Here is a 22,187-nt window from a genome sequence, read left to right as displayed (position 1 = left end):
GCGAGCAGCAACCGGCCGGCCGCTTGGCTTCGCCCGCCGCTTGCGACTCCGTCTCTACGCCTGCGCTACGCGCTGGCGCCAGCCGAGCAACGCCAGGCCAATCAGGCTGAGCCCCAGACTGCCTGGCAAGGGAAGCACGCCCGGCGTCGCGTAAATGAAGTCGTCCATCACGACGAAATCTATCTGCTCGTTGTCGCGCACCCCGTTGCTGATCAGGAAATTGTTCGGTGTCGTGATGCGTACCCGACCGATGCGCTCGTCGGCGTCGGCGACCCCGCCGAGAAAGGACAGACCCTGGTTGCCCGCCGCGGCTGCCGTCTGGCTGAAGATGCGCGCTCCCGCCGCATCGAAGAACTCCAGCATTGTTGCATTGACCGAGTTGTTGTCCTCCACGTCTACGAAAACCGCGCCAAAGGCACTGGTCGTCGCTGCCGTTGTGGTGCCGGGAAGGAAAAAGTTGATGTCGAGAATGTTGCTGCCAACTTGCGCAAACAGTCTTTGCGCGCTGAACGTCTGCAGGTCGTTCGGGAAGCCGAACAGGATTGCCTGGCCTGCGCCCGAATTTGCGCTGACCAGAAAGCCGCTGCCCGGCGTGCTGAAGACGGCACCGCGTGGCGAGTTGACGTTGAAGAAGTTTCCCGGCAGCAGGTTGGGATCGGAGCGCGCATCCGGCACACCGTCCCAGTTGATCTCGCGTCGCACGCCGCCGAAATCGCCATTCGCGGCGGACGTCGTTCCGCCGCCGATGGCAGCGCGAAAGGCGTCGCGCGTTGGAGTAATGTCGGCTGGCGTCTGTCCCGCAGCGCTGTAGGCTACGAAACCGGCCAGCGCCTCGCCCGCCACTCCCGCCAGCAGGGGTGCACAAAGCAGCGCCCAGGGCAGTCGGCGACCTCGCGTGACGGCTGTCCGGCGCTTGTTGAATATTGTCTTGTTTGTCTTGTCACCCATTCATTGTCTCCTCTCCCATGGTTTTCCAGATTGATTCACCCGCCTGATCCACCCGCCGGCATCGGTCGGGTGCTTGTACGCGGCAAAGTGGACAGCTTTGCGCACCTGCCAACTGCCGTTACCCCGTCAGACCGTGGGTGTCACCGAAGGTTTCTTCCTTGGCAGTCAAAAGTAGCGGCCTGGCAAGTTCCGACTGCGCGACAAGTGGTAACCTGGCTACGCGCAGTTTCGCCGCAGGATCTGGCGCTGGTGCTTCGGAACGACGCGTTGTACATTGCGATGACCATGTGTGGCTCCCCTGGCATTGCTCATCCATCTCGGAATCACGATGAACGAATACTCCGCGCAACTCTCCTGGCTCCGCGGCGAGCAGAATTTTCTTGATCAGCGCTACAGCCGGCAGCACATGCTGCGGTTTGACGGTGGCCTCGAAGTCGCGGCCTCGTCTTCGCCGCATGTCGTGCCGCTGCCGATGTCGGATCCGGCAGCGATCGACCCGGAAGAAGCTTTCGTTGCCTCGCTCGCCAGTTGCCACCTACTCTGGTTTCTATCGATTGCCGCCAAACACGGCTTCTGCGTCGATTCCTACGCCGACCATCCGGTCGGCATCATGGCCAGGAATGCGGAGGGAAAGCTGGCGATGACGGTGGTTACGCTACGCCCGGAAGTACATTTTTCGGGCGATCGTCAACCCATGCCGGCGGACGTTCGGGCGATGCATCAGGAGGCGCACGAGGCGTGCTTCATCGCCAACTCGGTGCGCTCCGAGGTGCGCTGCGAGCCTCGCCTAGGGTAGTGCCGCCGTCTGCCGGTGGCGTTCGCGCAGCGCCTCGGCGAGCTGGAAGACGGCCATCGCATAGAAGCTCGACCGGTTGTAGCGCGTGATGACGTAGAAGTTGTCGAAACCAAGCCAGTACTCGGTCGCTGCATCGGGCGTGACGAGGTCGATCAGCGCCGCCTGTTGATCGCCGTCAGCGCTCGCCCGGACGCCCTGTGCGGCCATTTCGCGCACGGTCAACGTCGGCTTGATGCCCGCTGCGATGAGCGCGCTGGCGTCACCCTGCACCCGCGCCGGAACGGCGATCGGCGCGTCTTTCTGCCAGCCGTACTGCTGCAAGTAGCGCGCGACGCTGCCAATCGCGTCGCTGCTGCTGGTGCGCAGGTCGATGCGGTCGTCGCCGTCGAAGTCCACCGCAAAGCGTCGCTGGCTGCTCGGCATGAACTGCGGGATGCCGATGGCGCCAGCGTAGGAGCCTTTGATGCTGAGCGGGCTGAGCCCGTTTTCGCGTGCCATGAGCAAGAACTGTTCGAGTTCGCTGCGGAAAAATTCGGCTCGTGGCGGGTAGTGAAAAGCGAGCGAGGCGAGCGCTTCGAGGACGCTGAAACTGCCCATGTTGCCGCCATACTCGGTTTCAACGCCGATGATAGCGACGATGACCTCCGGCGGTACGCCGTAGATCGCCGTTGCTCGCGCCAATACTGCGGCGTGCTCGCGCCAGAAGCGCTGACCGCCGGCGATTCGCCGCGGGTTGAGGAAGCGCTCGCGGTAGCGTTGCCATGAGCGCTGCTTTTCGGGCACGGCGGCCGGCCGAATGGCGCGCAGGACGCTGGCGTTCGGGCGGATCTGGGCAAACTGACGCGTCAGATGAGCGACATCGAAACCGTGTTGCTCGTGCATCGCGGCGACGAAGGTGCGCACCTCGTCTTGTTCGCTGAACGGGGGGGGAGGCTCGGCGCTGGCGGTGAGCGGCAGAAGGAGCGCGCAGAGGGCTGTAAAAAGGGCCGACAAGAAGGCTGAGAAGCAGGCTGAGAAGCGGGCTAAGAAGCGGGCTAAGAAGCGGGCTAAGAAGCGGGCTAAGAAGCGGGCTAAGAAGCGGGCTAAGAAGCGGGCCGACAAGAGGGTGGCGCATCGTCTTTTCAAATCGTTCTTCTCCTTGGTTTGGGAATCCGGCGTACGCATTCCTGCAGGTGCTGCAATTGTCGGGTGTCGCCAAGGCCGTAGCGCAGTTCGGCGTAATGGCTGGCAGCCGCTGTCGCCAGTGCGGCCAGTTCGGGCTTTTCGCGGGCAACGCGTTCGGCGAAATCGAGCGGCCCTTCCCAGTCGGCGCGAGTGATCCCGTGTCGCGCCAGGCCGGCGCAGAAACCTTGCCAGGCGCTTTGTACCGCGTCGCGTCGTCGCCGGCGCGGCAAGGTCCACCAGGTCACGGCAATAAGCGTCAGCGCGCTGAACAGGGCAAGCGCGGCAGTCATTTCCTGCCAGTCTGGTTGGCGCAGGCCCAGGCGCGAGAGCACTTCGCGCTGGCGCTGCGGATTGTAACCGAGCACCCACTGATTCCATGCGTTGTTCGCCGCTTCCCAGCGATTGCGCAATTGGCGCGCCCAGTCCGCGTCGAGACGGACGACGGCGGGCAGCGGATCGCCATCGGGAAGTGCCGCGGCGATTCCCTGTTCGACGCGCGAGGGAGCGACCGCTGCTGTCGGATCGACGCGCACCCAGCCCTGTCCGGCGAGCCAGATCTCGCTCCAGGCGTGTGCGTCCGACTGGCGCACGGTGAGATAGCCGTCGACCGGATTGATTTCTCCGCCCTGGTAGCCGGCGACGACGCGCGCTGGGACGCCAGCGGCGCGCATCAGGAAGACGAAGGCCGACGCGTAGTGCTCGCAGAAGCCGCGGCGCGTGACGAACAGGAAGTCGTCCATCGCATCCGTGCCGAGCAGCGGGGGACGCAGGGTGTAGACGAAGTTCTCGCGCCGGAACAGGTCGAGCGCGGCTTCGGCGATGCGCTCCGGCGGTAGCGCCCGCCAGCTTGTGGCAAGCGCTCGCGTGCGCGGGTTGATCTGGGCCGGCAGGCGTAGCGCGTGTTGCAGGACCGTCGGCGTCTCGCGCTGGTTGACGCGATAGGTGAGGACGGAAGAAAAGCTGAAACGGGCACGGGCGCGTAGCGGTTCCCGGGCGAGAACCTCGAGGCCAGGGCCGAAGGCGCTGTCGGTGGGCAGCTCGGTGGGCATGTCGAGCGCCAGCAACCAGCGCTGATTGTGCGCTTCGAGAATCGTTGTGTAGGCTTGCGCCGGCGCGCTGGCGTCGATCACCGGTGGCGCCGGACGTTCGCTGGCCGGTGTGGCGCGCAACCGCCAGGTGAGTCCGTCGTACTCGTCGAAGACCGGTCCGCGCCAGTAGAGGCTGGCGTGTTCCGGAACCTCGCCGACGAAACGGCTGCGGAAGGCGATGGCGCCCGACTGGATCAGATGGCTGATCGAACCCGGTGCCAGACGATCCGATAAGCCGCTGAGTCCGGCATGGGCATCCTGCGGCAAGCCCCAGAGCGGGCCGGAGATGCGTGGAAAGAGCAGGTAGAGGACGAGCATGAAGGGCAGAGCCTGGGCGAGCAGGACGAGCGCCTGGCGGGCGATCTGCGGCAGCGGCTGAGCGCCGCCGTAAAGCCGGATCAGGGTCGCGGTCAGCCAGCCGGTAACGAGCAGCAGCCAGCCGCCGGTCGGGATGCTCTGGGAATAGAAATAGTGGGTCAGGAGAAGAAAGTACCCCAGCATGACGATGACCAGCGCATCGCGCCGGCGGCTCATCTCCAGCGGCTTGAGAGCCATGAAGAGGACGAGCAGGGCGACCCCGGCGTCGCGCCCGAAGAGCGTCCGATACTGCCAGCCGATGCCGCCGATGCAGCCGACGACGAGGAGCGCAAGCCAGGCCTGGTGCGGCAAGCGGCCGTGTCGATGCCAAAGCCAGGTGCGCCAGGCGAGCGCCGCGCCGGTCAGCAGCGACAGCCAGATCGGCAGATGTTCGACGTGCGGCGCGCTCGTCGCCAGGGCGGCGACGAGCAGCCAGGGCGTCGCACCGTGTTCGAGTTCGCTGGCCGCCGATCTAGTCGACACCTGCGGCGTCGTCCGTGCCGAAGAGCGCCAGCGCACGCAGGCAGCGGCTGCGCTGCGCGTCGCCGAGCGCCGGCGGGAAGTGGTTGCCGGGCAGGCTCAGCCCATAAGGCAGGTGGCGCTCTTCCGCGATCTGCAGCCAGCCGGCGAGTATCGACAGGCGCAGCTCCGGGTCCGCGTCGGCTGGCGTCATCGACCAGTCGAGCCAGAGTTCCTCGCTTGCTCCACCGGCGAACTGCTTGACCAACAAAGGTTGATCGTTGGTACGGCGGGCGACGGCGCGCCACGCGATGTGCCGGATCGGGTCGCTGACTTGGCGCGCACGCAGGCCGGCAAAATCCTCCTGGCCGCTGGCACCATGTCGGCTGTCGCTTGGCTGGCCGGCCGACGCAGCGGGCAGCGGGGTGCGCAGCGGGCGTGGATAGACCAGGCACGAGAGTGCCGGATGCGGATAGCTCCAGGCGCGGAACAGGCCGAGTGGGTAGCGCGTCGACAAGGTGATCCGACCGGGGTCGAGGCGTCCCCGACGTGCGGCGACGAAGGGCACGGCGACGGTTGCCGAAGTGCCCGGGGCAAGGTCGAGGATCGCTACCGGCTGGCCGGCGAAGGCGAATTCAAGCGCCCGCCGCGACAGTTGGCGCGGGTTATCGACGAGCAGCGGAAAGCGCGCCGTTTCGCCGGCGAAAACGGCCGCGCAAGGCGTGGGCAGCAGACGCAGGCCAAACAGGTTGTTGAAGGTGTGCACCATGCCCACCAAGCCGAGGCCGGCGAGGAGAAAGATCAGCGCGTGGCCGAGGCTCAGGTTGTAATTGATTGCGCCAACCACCATGACCAGGAGGACGGCAGCGTAGAGCAGCCCGGCGGCGCTCGGTACGATGAAGATCCGCCTTTGCGAAAGGATGATCGGGAGTTCTACGTCGCGCCCGAGGCGGAACAGCCAGCGCTGGACGAGAGCGACCGGCCGCATCAGGCGAGCGGTACGCGCTGAAGCAGCCCGACCATGTCGCCGTCGGTGGGGTGGCTGCCGCTGACCAGACGCAGACGATGCCGGCTGGCCGCGGCAAAGACGGCCTGCACGTCCTCCGGCAGGACCATCTGGCGTCCACCGGAAAAGGCCCAGGCGCGTGCCACGGCGAGCAGCGAGAGTGCCGCGCGCGGGCTCAGGCCGTGCATAAAACGCTCGTCGTTGCGGGTTGCGCCGACCAGCGCCTGGACGTAGTCGAGCAGCGCCGGAGCCACGTGAACGGCTGCCGCTGCCTGCTGCAGCCGAGTGAAATCGGCCGCTGCCAGACATGGCGCCAGGGCTGGCAACTGATCTCGCCGGCCGCCGCTTTCGAGTAGCGCGCGTTCGGCGGCGTGATCGGGATAACCCAGTTCAATGCGCAGCAGGAAACGATCGAGCTGCGACTCTGGCAGGGGGAAGGTGCCGGCCTGGTTCGACGGGTTTTGTGTCGCAATGACGAAGAAGGGCTCGGGTAGCCGGCGTGTTTCGCCTTCGCTGGTCACCTGTCCTTCTTCCATCGCTTCGAGCAGCGCGCTTTGCGTCTTTGGCGTTGCCCGATTGATCTCGTCGGCAAGCAGGAGCTGCGAGAAGATCGGGCCGGGCAGGAAGCGGAAATCGCCGCGCTCGCGGTCGAAGATCGAGACGCCGAGAATGTCGGCTGGCAGCATGTCGCTGGTGAACTGGATACGCGAGAACTGGAAGCCGAGCAGGCGGGCCAGCGTCTGCGCCAGCGTCGTCTTGCCGACGCCGGGCAGGTCTTCGATCAGCAGGTGGCCGCGCGCCAACAGGCAGCACAGCGCCAGCCTGGTCTGCCGGCTCTTGCCGAGGACGACCGAGTTGGCGGCGGCGAGGATTTCGCTCACGAGAGCGGTTTCGGCGATGGACGGCATGGCTTGTCGTGGCGGCGCAAATGGGACGATAATAAACTATCAGCGAACAACTAGACTTCCCGCGGATTCCGGCGCCGGTGCCGGCTTCCCTCTGCGGCACGAAAGGCAAACGTGACCAGCACTGCATTCATCACCCACCGCGACTGCCAGCTCCATGACATGGGTTCATATCATCCGGAATCGCCGGAGCGGCTGACCGCGATCAATGATTACATGATCGCGCAGGGGCTGGACTCGTACCTCATCTATCACGACGCGCCGCAGGCAACTTTTCAGCAACTCAAGCGGGTCCACACCGCGACACATCTCGATCGCCTCAAGCGCGCGTCACCCGAACTCGGGATCGTTCACCTCGACCCCGACACCGCGATGAATCGGCATACTTGGCAGGCCGCCTTGCGCGCGGCCGGCGCGGGCGTTCTTGCCGTCGACCTGGTGATGAAGGGCGAAGTCCGCACTGCTTTCTGCGCGGTTCGCCCGCCTGGCCATCACGCCGAGCGCGCAACCGCAATGGGCTTCTGTTTTTTCAACAATATTGCCGTTGCTGCGGCACACGCTCTGGAAGCCCACAGGTTGGCGCGCGTGGCCGTGATCGACTTCGATGTGCATCACGGCAACGGTACCGAAGACTGCTTCCGAGCCGACCCGCGTGTGCTCATGGTGAGCACCTTTCAGCACCCCTTCTATCCCTACAGCGGCACCGAGAATCCAGCGCCCAACATGCTCAACATCCCGCTCGCCCGGGGTGCCGACGGCGAAGAGTTCAGGCGTGTCGTGAGCGACCTGTGGATGCCTCGACTGTACGAATTCCGGCCGGAAATGGTTCTCATCTCGGCCGGTTTCGACGCGCATTATGAAGACGAAATGGGGGGCCTGCGCCTGCTCGAAAAGGACTATGCGTGGGTCACCGGACAGCTCAAGTCGCTCGCCGACGAGACAGCGCAAGGGCGGATCGTCTCGATGCTTGAAGGCGGCTACGCGCTTTCCGCGCTGGCCCGCTGCGTCATCGCCCACCTGCGGGTCCTGGGCGACCTCTAAGGCTTGCCGCAGTCGCTGAGTGCGCCGCCGAGGGCGGCGTTTTTCGTGGTCAAGCGTCTTGCCTTCGGTTAGAATCTGCGGCTTCAAGGCGGCACGCCTTAGCTTGACTGCAGAGCATCCATCATGAAAACGATTACCGGATCGATCGTTGCGATCGTCACCCCGATGCACGCTGACGGCAGCCTGGACCTGCCGGGCTTGCGCCGCCTGGTCGATTTTCACGTCACCCAGGGTACCGACGCGATCGTCATCGTCGGAACGACTGGCGAATCGCCGACGGTCACCCTCGCCGAGCATTGCGAACTGATCCGCGTCGCCGTCGAGCAGGCGGCTGGGCGCCTGCCGGTGATCGCCGGAACGGGTGCCAATTCAACGGCCGAAGCGGTCGAGTTGACGCGCTACGCCCGGCAGGCCGGTGCCGACGCCGCTTTGTCAGTGGTGCCCTATTACAACAAGCCGACGCAGGAGGGGCTCTACCGCCATTTCCGGACGATTGCCGAGGCGGTCGATATCCCGATCATCCTCTACAACGTACCCGGCAGGACGGTCGCCGATCTGGCTAACGAGACGGCTCTGCGCTTGGCCGAGATACCCAACATTGTCGGCATCAAGGACGCAACCGGCAGCATGGATCGTGGCAGCGAACTGATCAATCATGCTCCCACGGGTTTCGCCGTCTACAGCGGAGATGACGCCAGCGCGTGCGCGCTGATCCTGCTTGGCGCCAAGGGGAACATCTCGGTCGTCGCCAACGTCGCGCCGCGCCTGATGCACGAGATGTGCGCCGCGGCGCTGCAGGGTGATGCGCTGCAGGCGCGCGCGATCAACGCTCGTCTGCACGGACTGCATCGGCAGCTTTTCTGTGAGGCTAATCCGATCCCGGTGAAATGGGCGTGTCAGCAGCTCGGACTGATCGAACCCGGCCTGCGCCTGCCTTTGACGCCACTTTCTGCTGACTGCCAGGCGCGGGTCCGGACTGCTCTGGTGCAGGCCGGCGTACTCGCCTGATTGCGGGGCCGGCAGATGATGGCCAACAGCTCGCATCAACGGCTGCTCGTCGTGGCGCTTGCCGCGGGCTTGGCGGCGTGCAACGGTTCCCTGTTCGAAAGCAAGAAGATCGAGTACAAGACGGCATCGACCACGCGCGCGCCGTCGCTGGAAGTCCCGCCCGACCTGACTTCGCCGACGCGCGACGATCGCTACGCTGTTCCCGACATTGGTGGCGGCAAAGGTACAGCCACCTACTCGGCTTACAGCGCCGAGCGCTCGCCGGAGGCGCGGTCGCAGCAGAAGGGCGACGTCCTGCCGCAGGTGGACAAGGCGCGCATCGAGCGCGCCGGAACGCAACGCTGGCTGGTGGCCGCCGGATCGCCCGACAAACTTTGGGGAACGATCAAGGAATTCTGGCAGGAAACCGGTTTCCTGATCGCCCTCGAGCTACCGGATGCGGGCGTGATGGAAACCGACTGGGCCGAGAACCGGGCCAAGATACCGCAGGACTTCATTCGCAACTTTCTTGGCAAGGTCATCGATTCGGTGTACTCGACTCCCGAGCGCGACAAGTTCCGCACACGTCTCGAACCGGGCAGTGAAGCGGGGACGACCGACATTTTCATCAGTCATCGCGGAATGTACGAAATCTTCGTCAGCGAGGGCAAGGACCAGACCAAGTGGCAGCCGCGCCCGGCAGATCCCGAACTCGAAGCGGAAATGCTGCGCCGCCTGATGATTCGTCTGGGGAGCGAAGAGAAGCGGGCGACCGAGGTGATCCGCGCGGCGCAGGAAACGCCGCCCGAGCGGGCGCGTTTGTCGCGTGGCGCCGACGGCACGGGAACGCTGGAAGTCGAGGAGTCGTTTGACCGTGCCTGGCGGCGGGTTGGTCTGGCGCTCGACCGGGTGGGCTTCACGGTCGAAGACCGTGACCGCTCGCGCGGGCTGTACTTCGTTCGCTACGTCGATCCGGAGATCGACAACGAGAAGAAGGAAGAGGGCTTTCTATCTCGGCTGAACATCTTCAAGTCGAGCTCCAGCGGCAAGCCGCAGACGCAGTATCGCATCTTTCTGAGAGATGTCGGCATCCGGTCGACGGTTCAGGTGCTCAGCGCCGAAGGTGGCGTCGACCAGTCGGAAACCGCGAAACGAATCCTGGGTCTTCTGCACAATCAGTTGAAGTAGTTTCCTGCGGTGCTGCTTTGGCACTCGGCAGCCTTCGCGTTGGGGTCGGCGCTGACCTGATGCACGAGCTTGGCGAAGTCGGCAGCCCCTAAGTCGGCAAGCGCTGGACAAAACCGGCCACGGGTCGACAAGGGCAAGACAAGAGAGAAAGCCAAGGGACAAGGTCGGTCGGTCGACGCGCCGCGCAGGGCAAAAAAGCGGCAAAAAAAAGCCGGCCAATGCCGGCTTTTTTCGTCTCCAGGACGAAGATTACTTCTTCATCGCGTCCTTGGCTGCGTCGGCAGCACCCTGGGCGGCAGCGCCGGCAACTTCCTTGGCTTTGTCGGCAGCTTCCTTGACCTTGTCGGCGGCGGCGTCCTTGGCCTTGTCCATCGCGCCTTCGGCCGGCTTGGCAGCATCGGCGGCCGGCTTGGCGGCATCGGCTGCGGGGGCAGCAGCCGGGGCGGCAGCAGGAGCAGCGGCCGGGGCGGCAGCAGGAGCAGCAGCAGCCGGGGCGGCCGCGGGAGCGGCGGCTGGCTTGGCCTCTTCCTTCTTGCCGCAAGCGGTAACAGCAAGAGCGATCAGCGCGGCTACGAGCAGGGAGTTCTTCATATTGGGTTCCTTATCGACATAGAGATTGGTTACAACGGGCTAAGAACTGATTGGTTGACCGGCTAGCACGTCGATCAATGGCGTATTCTAGCACCTATCTGTCGCCCAGACGTTTCTTCGTGCCAGGTCGTGCCTGTTTTAGCGCCCTGTGGCGCAAATGCGACGGTTGCCGGCGTTGTTCTGATGCTATAATATAAGGCTAGGTGGCTGGCCTGCCCGGCCATCGTCTAGCGCACCGCGAACCTTTTTGTAACTCTCGAACCTTCCTGTCGCCGGATCTTCTCGTCGAAGTTCCGCCTATGTGCGGCCACCGGCCGGTTCTGCCCTCCGCAGCGAACGGAGTCTTTCCCTTAGCTTCTTCGTTTGGTTGGCGTTGCATTCTTACCTTAGCGCCGTGCACTCCCGCCAAGCGGGAGCACGCGCCTCCACTCGAGAAAGAGAAGTATGACTTTTGCCGAAATCGGCCTCCATCCCGCCCTTCTTGCTGCCCTTGCCGACTGCGGCTACAGCCAACCGACATCCGTGCAGCAACAGGCGATTCCCGCCGCGCTCGCGGGTAACGATCTGTTGGTTTCCTCGCCGACCGGTTCGGGCAAGACCGCCGCTTTTGTCCTTCCGGCGCTTAACCTCATCGCCAGCGAGCAGCGCCCGCAATCCGCCAAAGCGCCAGCTCATTCGACGAACACGCTGCGCCGTGGCCGTCCGGCGACGCGCCGACCGTGCACGCCGGCGCAACCGCGCATGTTGGTCCTGACACCGACGCGCGAGTTGGCGCTGCAGGTCACTGCGGCGAGCGACCGCTATGCCGTTCGCTTGCGGCAGGTCAATGCCGTGGCCATCCTCGGCGGCATGCCCTACGCCAAGCAGATGGAACTGTTGGCACGCAATCCCGAGATTCTCGTCGCGACGCCGGGTCGCCTGATCGATCATCTGAACTCGGGAAAGATCGACTTCTCGCTGCTGCGCGTGCTCGTGCTCGACGAGGCAGACCGTATGCTGGACATGGGTTTCATCGAGGACATCGAGACGATCGTTGGCGCAACGCCGACGACGCGCCAGACGTTGCTCTTTTCGGCGACGCTCGAGGGTACGGTCGGTGAGCTGGCGCAGCGCATGACGCGCTGCGCGCTGCGCATCCGGGTGGATGCCGTCGCCGATCGGCATGAGCCCATCGAGCAGCGCATGCACTTCGTTGACGATCAGGCACACAAGAACCGCTTGCTCGACTTTCTGCTGCGCGACGCTGCGATCGGTCAGGCGCTGGTCTTCACCGCCACCCGGCGCGATGCCGACCTGCTCACCGATCGCCTGAATCTCGCCGGACTGAACGCCGCTGCGCTGCACGGTGACATGCATCAGGGGGCGCGCAACCGGACGCTCGCTGCCATGCGCCGCGGTCAGGTGCGCATTCTCGTAGCGACCGACGTTGCCGCGCGTGGCATCGATGTGCCGGCGATCACGCATGTGTTCAACTATGATCTGCCGAAGTTTGCCGAGGACTATGTGCATCGGATCGGTCGGACCGGCCGCGCCGGGCGCAGCGGGTTGGCGATTTCGCTGGTGCACCATGGCGAGCGCTTCAACGTCAGGAAGATCGAACGTTTCACGCGGCAGACGATTCCGGTGAGTATCGTCGCCGGGCACGAGCCGACTCGTCAGGCTTCGACGGCACCCCGCCCAACCGGCAAGCCCGGCTGGAACAAGGCCAGCAAAGCGGCGCCCGGCCGTACTCGCCCGGGCGCCGGTCGTTCGATCGCCGCCGCCTAGGCCGTTCCCGTCGGGCACGCTGGCGTGCCCAGGACTTGAGCGGGCGCAGCGGGCAGCGCCCGCCGGTTGCCGGGCATCGTTACAGCGGCTTGCCGCTTTGCGCCGGGCCGGGCGCAGCGCTCGGCCGGCGGTCGCCGCGCGGCGCTGCGGGTGCGGCGGTCGGGCGGCCGCCGATGCCCGGGAAGCTCGCCTTGCACTTGATTCCCGCCGGCAGTTTCAGACCCGGGTTGGTCATTTCGAGACGCACACCGAAGGTTCCGCTGGCCGCGTCATGCACGCGATCGATGACTTTCACGCTGGCGTTGTAGCGCCCGCCGACCGGGGCTTCCGGCAGCACTTCGACGGTCTGTCCAAGACTCAGCTTGGCGAAGGCCTCGATCGGCATGAGGACTTCGACGAATAGCTTGCTGATCTCCGCCAGGCGCAGGATGGGCTTGCGCAGGTCGCGGTTGTCGGCCAGTTCGCCGGCATTGAGCATGCGGTCGACGACGACCCCGTCGATCGGACTTCTGATCGTCCGCAGGCGCAGTTGCTCGGACAGCCGGCGGTACTCGATTTCCGCCAGCCGCCGGTCGTCGCGTGCTTCGAGCAACTCCGATTCGGCCAGTTTCTTTTCGGTCAGCGCCTCGTCGCGGTCGTGCAGCGAAATGAACGACTGGCCAGCCAGCTTCTCGCGGCGGTCGTATTTCGCGCTGGAGAAGGCCAGGCGGCTTTCGCCGGTCCGTATCTTGCTCTGCATCGTCGACCGGAAGCGCGCCGATTCGGTTGCCGCGCGCTCGACTCCCGACTCGAGGGTGACCAGCACCTGCCCTGCCTTGACCATGTCTCCGCGGTCAACCCAGATCTTTTCGATCATTCCTTCGCTCGCCGCACGCACGTCTACCGTCTTGCTCGGCTCGATGATGCAGTCGAACTCGCCGGCCGCTGCCGGCCCGCCGACGAGCAGCCCGAGCAGGGCGGCAACGCCAAGCGCCTCGTTCAATCGTCTTGTCATCGTTCTCCCATCGCTGGTTCCTCTCGCTTACTCGCCTTTCCCGGCAAATGCCAGGGACTGCTCCATCCGTTTATCGAGCTCGACCGTCTGCCGACGAATCCGCGAGTTCTGTCGCTCGGCGGCCGCCTGTGCGTAGCGCCTGAGCAAGCGGCCAAGGCGTTCAGGCAATAGTCCGTCGGGCGAAACGCGCGTGCGCAGCCAGGCTAGCAGGCGCGCCGCATGGGCGACAAACAGTTCATCGTCGAGGGCAACGATTGCCTCGCACGATCCGGGGTCGCCCTGCCTGCCAGCACGACCGAAAAGCTGCCGGTCGATGCGTGCCGAGTCGTGATACTCGGAGAGGATCACGTGCAGACCACCGGCCGCGCGTACCGCCTGGGCGAGCAGGATGTCGGTTCCGCGGCCGGCCATGTTGGTGGCCACGGTGATCCGCCCCGGCTGCCCGGCCTGTCCGATGATTTCGGCCTCACGTGCGTCCTGGCGGGCATTGAGCACCTCGTGCTCGAGTCCAGCCGCCGTCAGGTGGTGGCTGGCCCGTTCGGAAGCTGCCACCGAGCGCGTGCCGATCAGCACCGGCCGCCCCGCCTGGCGCATCTGCGCGGCGCGCTCGGCGATTGCCGCCCAGCGCTGGTCGCCGTCGCGAAAGACGCGCTGCCCGAGATCGCGGCGGATCACCGGCCGGTTGGGCGGTATGCGCAGGACATCGAGCGCGTAGACCGAACGCATTTCGGGCGCGACTTCGGTAGCCGTGCCGCTCATTCCGGCCAGGCACAGATAGCGGCGAAAATAGCGCTGATAGGTGATGCGCGAGATGGTTTCGCGGCGTTCGCTGAGGTCCAGGCCTTCCTTCACCTCGATCATCTGGTGCAGGCCGCGTTCCCATGAACGATCGGCCATCACCCGACCGGTGTATTCGTCGACGATCTGGATCTTGCCCTCGCTGATGATGTAATGGCGGTCGCAGGCAAAGAGGTGGAGCGCCGAAAGGCCCTGCTCGACGAGTTCCTCGCGCGCCCGCGAGATGGCCCACAATCCGCTCAGGCCATGGGCAAATTCGGCGACCACGGTGCGCCCGGCGTCGGTCAGTTCGACGCTGTGTTCGTCAGCGCGCAGCCGGTAGTGCTCGCCGTTCACCAGACTGCCGGCGAGCGCCAGCGCTTGCGCGTAGAGCGCGCGCCCGTGCGGATCATCGACGTTGCTGGAAATGATCAGTGGCGTCCGCGCTTCGTCGATCAGCACGCTGTCCGCCTCGTCGACGATGGCGTAATAGAGGCCGCGCAGAAGCGCCGGTGAGTGCTCACTGACGGAGCTCAGCCAGTTGCAGACGACCGCGCGCGCGCCGCCCAGCGTGTGCTTGGCGGTGATCCGATCGCGCAGGTAGTCGAAGACGATATCCTTGTTGACGCAGTAGGTGACGTCGCAGCGATACGCTTGCGCACGCTGTGCGTTGTCCTGCTCGGGGACGATCAGCCCGACGCGCAGGCCGAAGAAGGCATAGACCGGGGCCAGATGCTCCGCATCGCGTCGTGCCAGGTAGGCGTTTACGGTGATCACATGCACGGCTGCGCCGGTAAGGGCAATGGTTATGGCGGGTAGCACCGCGGTCAGCGTCTTTCCTTCGCCGGTCTGCATTTCGGCCAGTGTGCCGCGCAGCAGGGCATAGCCGCCCATCAACTGTACTGGATAGTGACGCAGGCCGAGCCGGCGCGCGCAGACTTCGCGGATCAGGGCAAAACTCTCGGCGGCGTGTTCGTCGCGCGGCCCGTTCGAGGCCAGCGTCGCGCGCAGCGTCGTCGCGCGCCGCTGCAGTTCGTCCTCGGAGGCGCTGCCGAGATCGTCGGCCAGCGCCGCACAACGCTCGGCGAAACGGCGCAGGCGACGCACACGCAGCGGCGAGCCGCGTTGCGCCCAGCGGCCGAGCAGGCGGCCGAGCCAACGATCGAGAGCGCCGTCCTTGCCGTCGCGTCGTTCCGGGTACAGGCCCGGGCCGAACTCGTGGACCTGCCAACTGGCGAGCAGCGCCCTAGACATTGAAGCGCGCCAGGAAAAGCTGTCGCAGGCGACGCGCCCACTGCTCGCCGAGCGGTTCGGCGTGATGGTGGAAGCGCACGTAGACGCGCGTCCCGACCTCGACGCGGCCAATCTCTTCGGGTAGTTCGAGATCGAACTGGAACAGCCTCTGCAGCGACTTCAGTCCGTGCGTGTCGCGTGGATCGGTAGCGTGCGGTCCGCCACCGGCGGTGGCCAGCGCCTTGCTCGGCAACTGGTCGTGGCCGCCGGGCACTTCGCGCAGGATGCGCGCCGGATACGTCTGCGCGAGCCGGTCGGCGACCTTCACTTCGACGTGTTTCTGGCGTTCGCGCACGAGCGCAATGTCGTCCTGCGTAACGACGACGCGCACCAGGCGCGGCGGACCGCTGAGCAGATAGCCGAGCATCTCGCCTTTGCGCACGTAGCGCTCGGGCAGATCCTCGGCGCGTGCCAGCCTGAGCACGCCGGGCACCGCCGCCACGACGAGCAGCGAGGCCAGCTTCTCCTCGGCGCGCGCCAGCGCCACCTGTTCGCGCGCGATATCCTCGCGCATCGCCGCCGCTTGCGCACGTTCCTCGAACATCAGCGACGCGTATTGCACTTCGAACTGGCGCAGGCGGGCACGCGTCTGCTCGGCCTCGGCCACCAGCGCAGGCTGGTTCATCGCCAGCACCAGGTCGCCGGCATTGACCGGCGTTCCCGGGTTGGCCAGAAGACGTTCGACGAAACCGTCGCCGGCGGCGCGCAACTCGGCGTTCTCGGGCACCCAGACGACGCCTTCGGCGTGCGTGCGCAGCGGCATCGGCAAAGCGAGGACGCCGATTACGGTGATTGCCAGCAGGCCGAAAGTGACCAGTCGGGCGCGCGTCCGCGCGCGCTGCAGCTCCGGGCTGTTCAGGACGTAGTTCAGGCCCTTGGCGAGCGGCACGACGAACATCGTGATTGCCGCCCAGAGCGCGAGGACGACGCCGATGAAGAAGAACTCGCCGGCAATGAACAGCGTGATGGCGATCATCACCATCGTCCGATAGACGAACGACGCCGCGCCGTAGAAGACGAACCAGCGCCTTTCGCCAGGCGTCGCCACCGGTGGATCGAGCGTGCGCAGGCCGAACAGGTAGCGTTTGGCCAGCCACTGCCAGTACTGGTTGGCGCGATTGCCGAGGTTGGGGATCTCGAGGAAATCGCTCAGCACGTAGTAGCCGTCGTAGCGCAACAGCGGGTTGCCGTTGAAGAGCAGCGTCGAGGCGCCGGCGACGACCAGGACGTTGAAGGCAATCGAGCGCAGCAGTCCGGGTTCGACGAGAATCCAGACCCACATCGCCAAGCCGGCGAGAAAAAGCTCGACGAGGATGCCGGCAGCGCCGACCACCATCCGCCGCAGCGTGCTGCGAAAACCGGCTGAGGCGGTCGCATCGACGTAGGGAATTGGCGCCAGGACGAGCAGCATGATGCCCATTTCGTGCACTTCGCCGTCGCCCGACTTGACCGCGTAAGCGTGCCCCATTTCATGCAGCAACTTGATCAGCGGATAGACGAACCAGAGCAGCAGCAGATTGTTCGTGGCGAGAATCTGATCGCTCAGGTTGGCGGTCAATTCCTGCCAATGTACGCCGGCCAGGAGCGTCGCCGGCAGAACGACGGCGAGCCAGGCGAGCAGGCCGAGTTTTCCGGCCAAAGCGCTGACCAGCGGCCAAGTCCGGTTGAGGAAGGCGTCGGGATCCCACAGCGGAAGGCGGATCGACATCGGATTGACGAAGCTCTGCAGCAGCTTGCGCCGTTTCTGCTGCGCACCGCGGCTGGCCAGTTCGTCGACGTCGGGCGGCACGTTCGACTGCAGCAGGTCCCCGGTGTGTAATTGCGCGAGCAGGCGGATCACTTCGTCCTGCGTCGGTGCCTCGGTCCCCGCCTCGGCCGCGACGACGCGCCAGATTTCGTCGATCGTCCGCTCGCCATCCATCAACTGCACGACGCGGTACGCCGCCGGGCTGAAACGATGCAGCTTGCCGGAAGCGCTGTCGGCGAGCACGTACCAGGGTTGGCCGCGAAAGCGCTGGCGGTGAATGCGCGCGTGCCGGCGCAGTTCCGGACGCAAGTCGGCGACACGGTACCAGGAGGCGCTGAGAAACGGGCCGGACATCGCTCGGCGCAGCCTAGGGCAGCCAGGTCCAGGCCTGCATGCGCAGCCAGTCGGTCAGCCGATGCGTCCAGATCCAGGCGTAGCTCTGCTCGCCAACGCTGATCTTGCCGACGCCTTCCATGCCCGGACGCAGCTTGAGATCGCTGCGCGCCAGCTGCGCTTCAACCCGAAAGACGTTCTTGCCGTCTTCGGCCTCGGCCATCGAAACGTTGCGCACGGCGAAGTCGAGGGCCTCGCCGGCCAGGCCGGCGAGCACCAGGGTGCCCGACTGGCCGACGCGCACGTCGCGAATGTCACGATCCTCGACCTTGAGGATCACCCGGTAGGCGTCGAGCGGTGCGACCTCGAAGAGCAGCTTGCCCTGCTCGACCGGCGAACCGAGCAACTGGCTCAGGTCGCCGGAAACGACGACGCCGTCGAAAGGTGCGACGATCGTTGCGCGGGAGAGCTTCTCCTCGACCAGCGCCAGTTGCGCTTCGGCTTCGCGCACCTGCGCCAGCGCGACATTGGCGTTTGCGCGCTCGTGCTTGGCCAGCCCGTCACGATAGCGCGCCAGATGCTGCTCACGCTCGGACAACCAGCGCTGGCGCTCGACGAGCAGATCGCGCTCGTCGAGCACGGCAAGCGTTTGCCCCTGTTTGACGATGAAACCGGCACGCACCGGCGCTTCGCGCACGAAGCCGTCGAACGGTGCCACTGCTGCGCGCTGTACTTCGCCTTCGACGACTGCGCGCGCGCCGACGCGGTACTCGCCGTCGAGCAGAACGGTGCCGGCGACAAACAGTGCAGCGATCGCCAAGCCGATGCGCAGGCCGGGTCGTCGCGCATCCTGCAGATGGCGCCGAAAGTCGCGCAGACGGTCTACCGCCCGGCCTGCGAACCAGCGGTGCAGAGCGATCTTGCTCTCCAGCAGCGGCGCGAGGAGTGTCGCGAGCGCTTCGAAGCTGCGCCGCTCGTCGGCGGCAAACGGCGTCGCCTCGTTCCGCTCGAAGGTCAGCACTCCGATTCCCCGGCCGCGGCTGGTCAGGACGACCGAGCAGACGGCGCGCCCGGCGGCAAGATCGCGGTGTGCGACGGCAATGCCGCTGTCGCCTTCGGCGCTGGCCGGGAAGGCAATGCTGCCGCGCTGATCGAGCGCTTCGTCCATGGCGTTTTCGAGGGCTGCAACGAACTGGCTCTTCTTCTCGAAGAATGCCGAATGCGACATCGCCAGCAGGCGCGTGCGCCCGCGCTGGTCGATCCCCAGCGAAACGCGCGCGCAGGCAAAGCGGCTGGCCAGATCGTTCACCACGGCCATCGCCAGCGGTTGCAGCGCTTCGTGCTCGGCGGCGATGGCCAGTACATCGAGGGCGGTGCGCGCCCGCTGTAAGCTTTCCGCGTCGTGCAAGGCACTGCGGCGCAGGAAGAGGACCTCGAGCCAGCCGATTCCCCAGTGCAACTGTCTGAGGACGAGCTGCAGCGCCGCCTCGGCCCGTTCGCTCAGATCGAGCACGACGGCGCCCTGCATCCGTCCATCGACCTCGATCGGGTAGGCGACGACGACCAGCGCTCCCGGCTGAGCACGCAGAATCCTGGCGCGGCGCTCGCCCAGACATGCCTCTGCTGCCGGTGCCAGATGGCTCACTTCACTCGTCGCCAGCGGCCAGATCGCCGCCGGCACGTAGGTCCCGCCGTCCTGTTCGAGCAGAAGCAGGCCGCTACGCACGTCGGCCACCTGCGCGCACTGAATCGCCAGCCAACTGTGGCAGAAATCAGCCGCCGACTGCGCCGCGGCAAAGCTCGCCCATGCCGCTGCATCGTCCGTAGCGGTCTGGCCGCCGCCAGCTCCGGACGCCTGTCGAGCCTGGTGTTGCGTTGAAGAATTTGCGGAGTGCGGTTCGCTGTGCAATTCGGGACGGGCCTGGCGGTGGGCGCAAGAAGAGGGGTTCTGAAGGGGAATGGGCAAGGCGCGCGACCGGGCACCAGGACCGTGACGCCATTGTACGGCAACACGGAGCGAGCAGCGCCCCCCATCAGGCGTACGGCTGGCCGCATGCTGCGATGCGCCGGATCGCCGCGAACACCGCCCGATCGGATTCTCTCCTTGCGCGCGGTGGCAGTCCAGGGCGGGAACGGTCGAGCATGCCCGGTGCTAGAATGCGCGTCCATGAACGGGTCCCAGCATTCGCACGCGCCGCAGGCCGCCGACCAGCCTGCTCGCCATGCGCATCACGATGAGCATGATCCACCGCATGCGCACGGACATGATGAAGGCCACGAGCACGGGCATGGCCACAGCCACCGGCATGGCGCCGGCAGCGGCCCGCAACTGATCTGGGCGCTGCTGCTGACGCTCGCCTTCGCCGCCGTCGAGGCGCTGGTCGGTTGGTGGGCGGGCTCGCTTGCCCTGCTCGGCGACGCTGGGCACATGGTCACCGACAGCGCCTCGCTCGGTCTCGCTGCGTTTGCCGCCGTTCTCGCCGGCCGCCCGCCGACCCGGCGGCATACCTACGGCTACGGCCGCGTCGAAACGCTTGCCGCGCTGTTCAATGTGCTCTTCATGGTCGTCGTCGTGGTTGCCATTTCGGTCGCCGCGGTCGGTCGAATCCTCGCCCCGGCGCCGGTCGTCGGCGAGGCGGTCACGCTGGTCGCTGCACTCGGGCTGGCGCTGAACATCGGCGTCGCCTATCTGCTCATGCGCGGCGAGCAGACGATGAACACGCGCGGCGCGCTGCTGCACGTGCTGGGCGACCTTTTCGGTTCGGTTGCCGCACTGATTTCGGGTGCGGTCGTCATGTGGACCGGCTGGACCACGGTCGACCCGCTGCTTTCGCTGCTGATCTGTGCCCTGATGCTGGTCTCCAGCCTGCGTCTGCTGCGCGAGGTCGTGCAGGCGCTGATGGAGGGCGTGCCGCCCAGCCTGTCGAGCGAAGACGTTGGCCGGGTTCTGGCGGGCATTCCGGGGGTTGCTTCGGTGCATGATCTGCATATCTGGACGCTGTCTTCACAGCGCGTGGCGCTCTCCGCGCACCTGGTCGTCGAAGCGCTCGAGCAGTGGCCTGAGGTGCTCGCGACGAGTCGGCAGGTGCTGGCCGAGCGGGGAATCACGCACGTCACGCTGCAGCCTGAGCCGCTCAACACGATCATCCGCTGGTTGCCGCGGGCGGCACAGCGCGAGGCAGTCTGAGCGGCAGGCGATCGGGGGAGCTCGGCGATGAGGGTGGTGGCGCAGCGCGTCGCGGCAGCGCGGGTCGAAGTCGGCGGCCGCGTCAGCGGTTCGATCGGTCGCGGATTGTTGCTGCTGGCGGGTTTCGCGGCGGTCGATTCGGCCGATGATATCGCCTGGATGTCGGGCAAGCTGGTCCGTTTGCGCATCTTCCCGGACGCTGCCGGCGTGATGAATCGCAGCCTGCTCGAGATTGGCGGTGAACTGCTCGCCGTCAGTCAGTTTACGCTCTACGCTTCGACGAAGAAGGGCAATCGCCCTTCGTGGAGTGGCGCAGCGCGGCCGGAAGTGGCGCAGCCCTTGTTCGAGGCTTTCGTGCGACAGCTTGAAAGGGATCTGGGCAGGCAGGTGCAGACCGGTGTTTTCGCAGCCGATATGCAGGTGCATCTGGTTAACGACGGCCCGGTGACGCTCGTCATCGACTCGCACAACCCGGCCTAGCCATCCGCCTGTGCCAGGTGCGGGCAGCGGGCGGCGTGCCGTGCGGTAGAATACGCCCGATGCTGGTCCTTGGAATCGAATCCTCCTGCGACGAAACGGGCGTCGCGCTCTACGACACGGCCGACGGCGGCGTTCTCCAGGCGCACGCGCTGCATTCGCAGGTGCGCATGCACGAGGATTACGGCGGCGTGGTGCCGGAGCTCGCTTCGCGTGACCACATCCGGCGCCTGGTCCCCTTGTTTCGGCGGGTTCTTGCCGAGAGCGGACGCGCCCGACACGAAATTGACGCGGTGGCCTATACGCAAGGGCCTGGCCTGGCCGGCGCACTGCTCGTCGGTGCGGCGTTTGCCGAAGCGCTGGCAACCGCGCTCGACGTGCCCAGTGTAGCGATACACCATCTCGAAGGACATCTGCTTTCACCCTTGCTCGCCCACCCGCCGCCCAGTTTTCCCTTCGTTGCGCTGCTCGTTTCCGGTGGCCACAGCCAGCTCATGCGCGTCGGCGGGGTCGGCGACTATGTGCTGCTCGGCGAGACGCTCGACGACGCGGCCGGCGAGGCTTTCGACAAGACGGCCAAGCTGCTTGGTCTGGGCTATCCTGGTGGCCCGGCGCTGGCCGCGCTGGCCGAACGCGGTCGGCCCGGTCGGATCAGACTGCCGCGGCCGATGTTGCGCTCGGATGATTTGGACTTCAGCTTCAGTGGCCTGAAGACGGCCGTCGTCACGCGAGTGCGCGAGTTGGCGACGCTCGACGATCAGCAGCGGGCCGACATCGCGTGTGCCTTTCAGGAGGCGATCGTCGAGGTGCTGGTCAGCAAGGCGCTGCGCGCGGTCGAGCTCAGCGGTTTGCGGCGGCTGGTCGTTGCCGGTGGCGTTGGCGCCAATCGCCATCTGCGCTGCTGCCTGGATGCGGCGGCAGCCGCCGCCGGCGTCGCCGTGTTCTATCCCGCGCTCGAATTCTGCACCGACAACGGCGCGATGATTGCGCTGGCCGGCGCGCTGCGCCTGCAGGCCGGGCTGAACGGCAGGACACCCGGGGCTTTCGCCGTGCGTCCGCGCTGGCCGCTGACCGAGTGATGG

General features: G+C 66.0%; 18 protein-coding genes. 8 read left to right on the top strand and 10 right to left on the bottom strand.

What is annotated here, in order from left to right; translation table 11 throughout:
* Positions 1 to 54 precede the first annotated feature (54 nt).
* On the bottom strand, positions 55 to 948 hold the full coding sequence (locus tag Q1L59_RS13010) for a PEP-CTERM sorting domain-containing protein (protein ID WP_300332828.1): 894 nt from the start codon (positions 946 to 948) through the stop codon (positions 55 to 57).
* Between the two features lie 328 nt (positions 949 to 1,276).
* Here Q1L59_RS13010 and Q1L59_RS13005 point away from each other — a divergent pair, with 328 nt between their 5' ends.
* On the top strand, positions 1,277 to 1,744 hold the full coding sequence (locus Q1L59_RS13005) for an OsmC family protein (RefSeq protein ID WP_300332827.1): 468 nt from the start codon (positions 1,277 to 1,279) through the stop codon (positions 1,742 to 1,744).
* On the opposite strand, the gene mltB is transcribed toward Q1L59_RS13005, so the two are convergent.
* From mltB to Q1L59_RS12985, 4 genes are all read right to left on the bottom strand, one after another.
* Positions 1,736 to 2,647 (bottom strand): lytic murein transglycosylase B, encoded by a 912-nt coding sequence (mltB, locus tag Q1L59_RS13000; protein ID WP_300332825.1) that lies wholly within the window; start codon positions 2,645 to 2,647, stop codon positions 1,736 to 1,738. The genes Q1L59_RS13005 and mltB overlap by 9 nt on opposite strands.
* Before the next feature lie 218 nt (positions 2,648 to 2,865).
* A complete protein-coding gene (locus Q1L59_RS12995) occupies positions 2,866 to 4,836 on the bottom strand; it encodes a DUF3488 and transglutaminase-like domain-containing protein (protein ID WP_300332824.1) in 1,971 nt (656 codons plus the stop codon).
* Entirely contained in the window at positions 4,826 to 5,800 is a 975-nt protein-coding gene (locus tag Q1L59_RS12990) for a DUF58 domain-containing protein (protein WP_300332822.1), read from the bottom strand. The genes Q1L59_RS12995 and Q1L59_RS12990 overlap by 11 nt, the downstream gene beginning before the upstream one ends.
* On the bottom strand, positions 5,800 to 6,726 hold the full coding sequence (locus tag Q1L59_RS12985) for an AAA family ATPase (protein WP_300332820.1): 927 nt from the start codon (positions 6,724 to 6,726) through the stop codon (positions 5,800 to 5,802). Before Q1L59_RS12985 ends, Q1L59_RS12990 begins: the two co-directional genes overlap by 1 nt.
* A 111-nt stretch (positions 6,727 to 6,837) precedes the next feature.
* Here Q1L59_RS12985 and Q1L59_RS12980 point away from each other — a divergent pair, with 111 nt between their 5' ends.
* The 3 genes from Q1L59_RS12980 to bamC all read left to right on the top strand — a co-directional run bounded on the left by Q1L59_RS12980 (position 6,838) and on the right by bamC (position 9,939).
* Positions 6,838 to 7,764: a histone deacetylase family protein gene (locus Q1L59_RS12980; RefSeq protein ID WP_300332818.1), complete on the top strand. Its 927-nt coding sequence runs from the start codon at positions 6,838 to 6,840 to the stop codon at positions 7,762 to 7,764.
* Between the two features lie 123 nt (positions 7,765 to 7,887).
* Positions 7,888 to 8,772: a 4-hydroxy-tetrahydrodipicolinate synthase gene (gene dapA / locus Q1L59_RS12975; protein WP_300332816.1), complete on the top strand. Its 885-nt coding sequence runs from the start codon at positions 7,888 to 7,890 to the stop codon at positions 8,770 to 8,772.
* Positions 8,773 to 8,790: 18 nt separating this feature from the next.
* The gene (gene bamC, locus Q1L59_RS12970) at positions 8,791 to 9,939 is read left to right on the top strand and encodes an outer membrane protein assembly factor BamC (RefSeq protein ID WP_300332847.1); all 1,149 of its coding nucleotides are present in this window, start codon (positions 8,791 to 8,793) and stop codon (positions 9,937 to 9,939) included.
* A gap of 249 nt (positions 9,940 to 10,188) precedes the next feature.
* On the opposite strand, the gene Q1L59_RS12965 is transcribed toward bamC, so the two are convergent.
* Entirely contained in the window at positions 10,189 to 10,530 is a 342-nt protein-coding gene (locus Q1L59_RS12965; protein ID WP_300332814.1) for a hypothetical protein, read from the bottom strand.
* Positions 10,531 to 10,974: 444 nt separating this feature from the next.
* Here Q1L59_RS12965 and Q1L59_RS12960 point away from each other — a divergent pair, with 444 nt between their 5' ends.
* Positions 10,975 to 12,297: a DEAD/DEAH box helicase gene (locus tag Q1L59_RS12960; RefSeq protein WP_300332812.1), complete on the top strand. Its 1,323-nt coding sequence runs from the start codon at positions 10,975 to 10,977 to the stop codon at positions 12,295 to 12,297.
* Positions 12,298 to 12,376: 79 nt separating this feature from the next.
* Here the strand turns inward: Q1L59_RS12960 and Q1L59_RS12955 are convergent, their stop codons facing one another.
* From Q1L59_RS12955 to Q1L59_RS12940, 4 genes are read right to left on the bottom strand one after another with little or no spacing between them, the layout of a single operon-like run.
* Positions 12,377 to 13,291, bottom strand: a complete 915-nt coding sequence (locus Q1L59_RS12955; RefSeq protein WP_300332810.1) for an efflux RND transporter periplasmic adaptor subunit — start codon at positions 13,289 to 13,291, stop codon at positions 12,377 to 12,379.
* Positions 13,292 to 13,318: 27 nt separating this feature from the next.
* On the bottom strand, positions 13,319 to 15,322 hold the full coding sequence (locus Q1L59_RS12950; protein ID WP_300332808.1) for a preprotein translocase subunit SecA: 2,004 nt from the start codon (positions 15,320 to 15,322) through the stop codon (positions 13,319 to 13,321).
* The gene (locus Q1L59_RS12945) at positions 15,315 to 17,462 is read right to left on the bottom strand and encodes a PqqD family peptide modification chaperone (protein ID WP_300332806.1); all 2,148 of its coding nucleotides are present in this window, start codon (positions 17,460 to 17,462) and stop codon (positions 15,315 to 15,317) included. The genes Q1L59_RS12950 and Q1L59_RS12945 overlap by 8 nt, the downstream gene beginning before the upstream one ends.
* Before the next feature lie 13 nt (positions 17,463 to 17,475).
* Positions 17,476 to 19,167 carry an HlyD family efflux transporter periplasmic adaptor subunit gene (locus tag Q1L59_RS12940; protein ID WP_300332804.1) on the bottom strand — a complete coding sequence of 564 codons (1,692 nt, stop codon included), beginning with the start codon at positions 19,165 to 19,167 and terminating at the stop codon, positions 17,476 to 17,478.
* Positions 19,168 to 19,608: 441 nt separating this feature from the next.
* Between Q1L59_RS12940 and Q1L59_RS12935 the strand changes: the two genes are divergently transcribed.
* The 3 genes from Q1L59_RS12935 to tsaD are packed head-to-tail and all read left to right on the top strand — an operon-like array spanning position 19,609 to position 22,184.
* Positions 19,609 to 20,628 (top strand): cation diffusion facilitator family transporter, encoded by a 1,020-nt coding sequence (locus Q1L59_RS12935; protein ID WP_300332802.1) that lies wholly within the window; start codon positions 19,609 to 19,611, stop codon positions 20,626 to 20,628.
* 27 nt (positions 20,629 to 20,655) lie between these two features.
* On the top strand, positions 20,656 to 21,108 hold the full coding sequence (dtd, locus tag Q1L59_RS12930) for a D-aminoacyl-tRNA deacylase (RefSeq protein WP_300332801.1): 453 nt from the start codon (positions 20,656 to 20,658) through the stop codon (positions 21,106 to 21,108).
* Positions 21,109 to 21,167: 59 nt separating this feature from the next.
* Complete coding sequence (gene tsaD, locus Q1L59_RS12925) at positions 21,168 to 22,184, top strand: tRNA (adenosine(37)-N6)-threonylcarbamoyltransferase complex transferase subunit TsaD (protein WP_300332799.1); 1,017 nt, start codon at positions 21,168 to 21,170, stop codon at positions 22,182 to 22,184.
* The last annotated feature ends 3 nt before the right edge of the window (positions 22,185 to 22,187 follow it).

It is taken from the genome of Accumulibacter sp. (assembly GCF_029255125.1).
Classification (GTDB): Bacteria; Pseudomonadota; Gammaproteobacteria; order Burkholderiales; family Rhodocyclaceae; genus Accumulibacter.
This window is presented reverse-complemented; position numbering and strand designations above follow the sequence as displayed.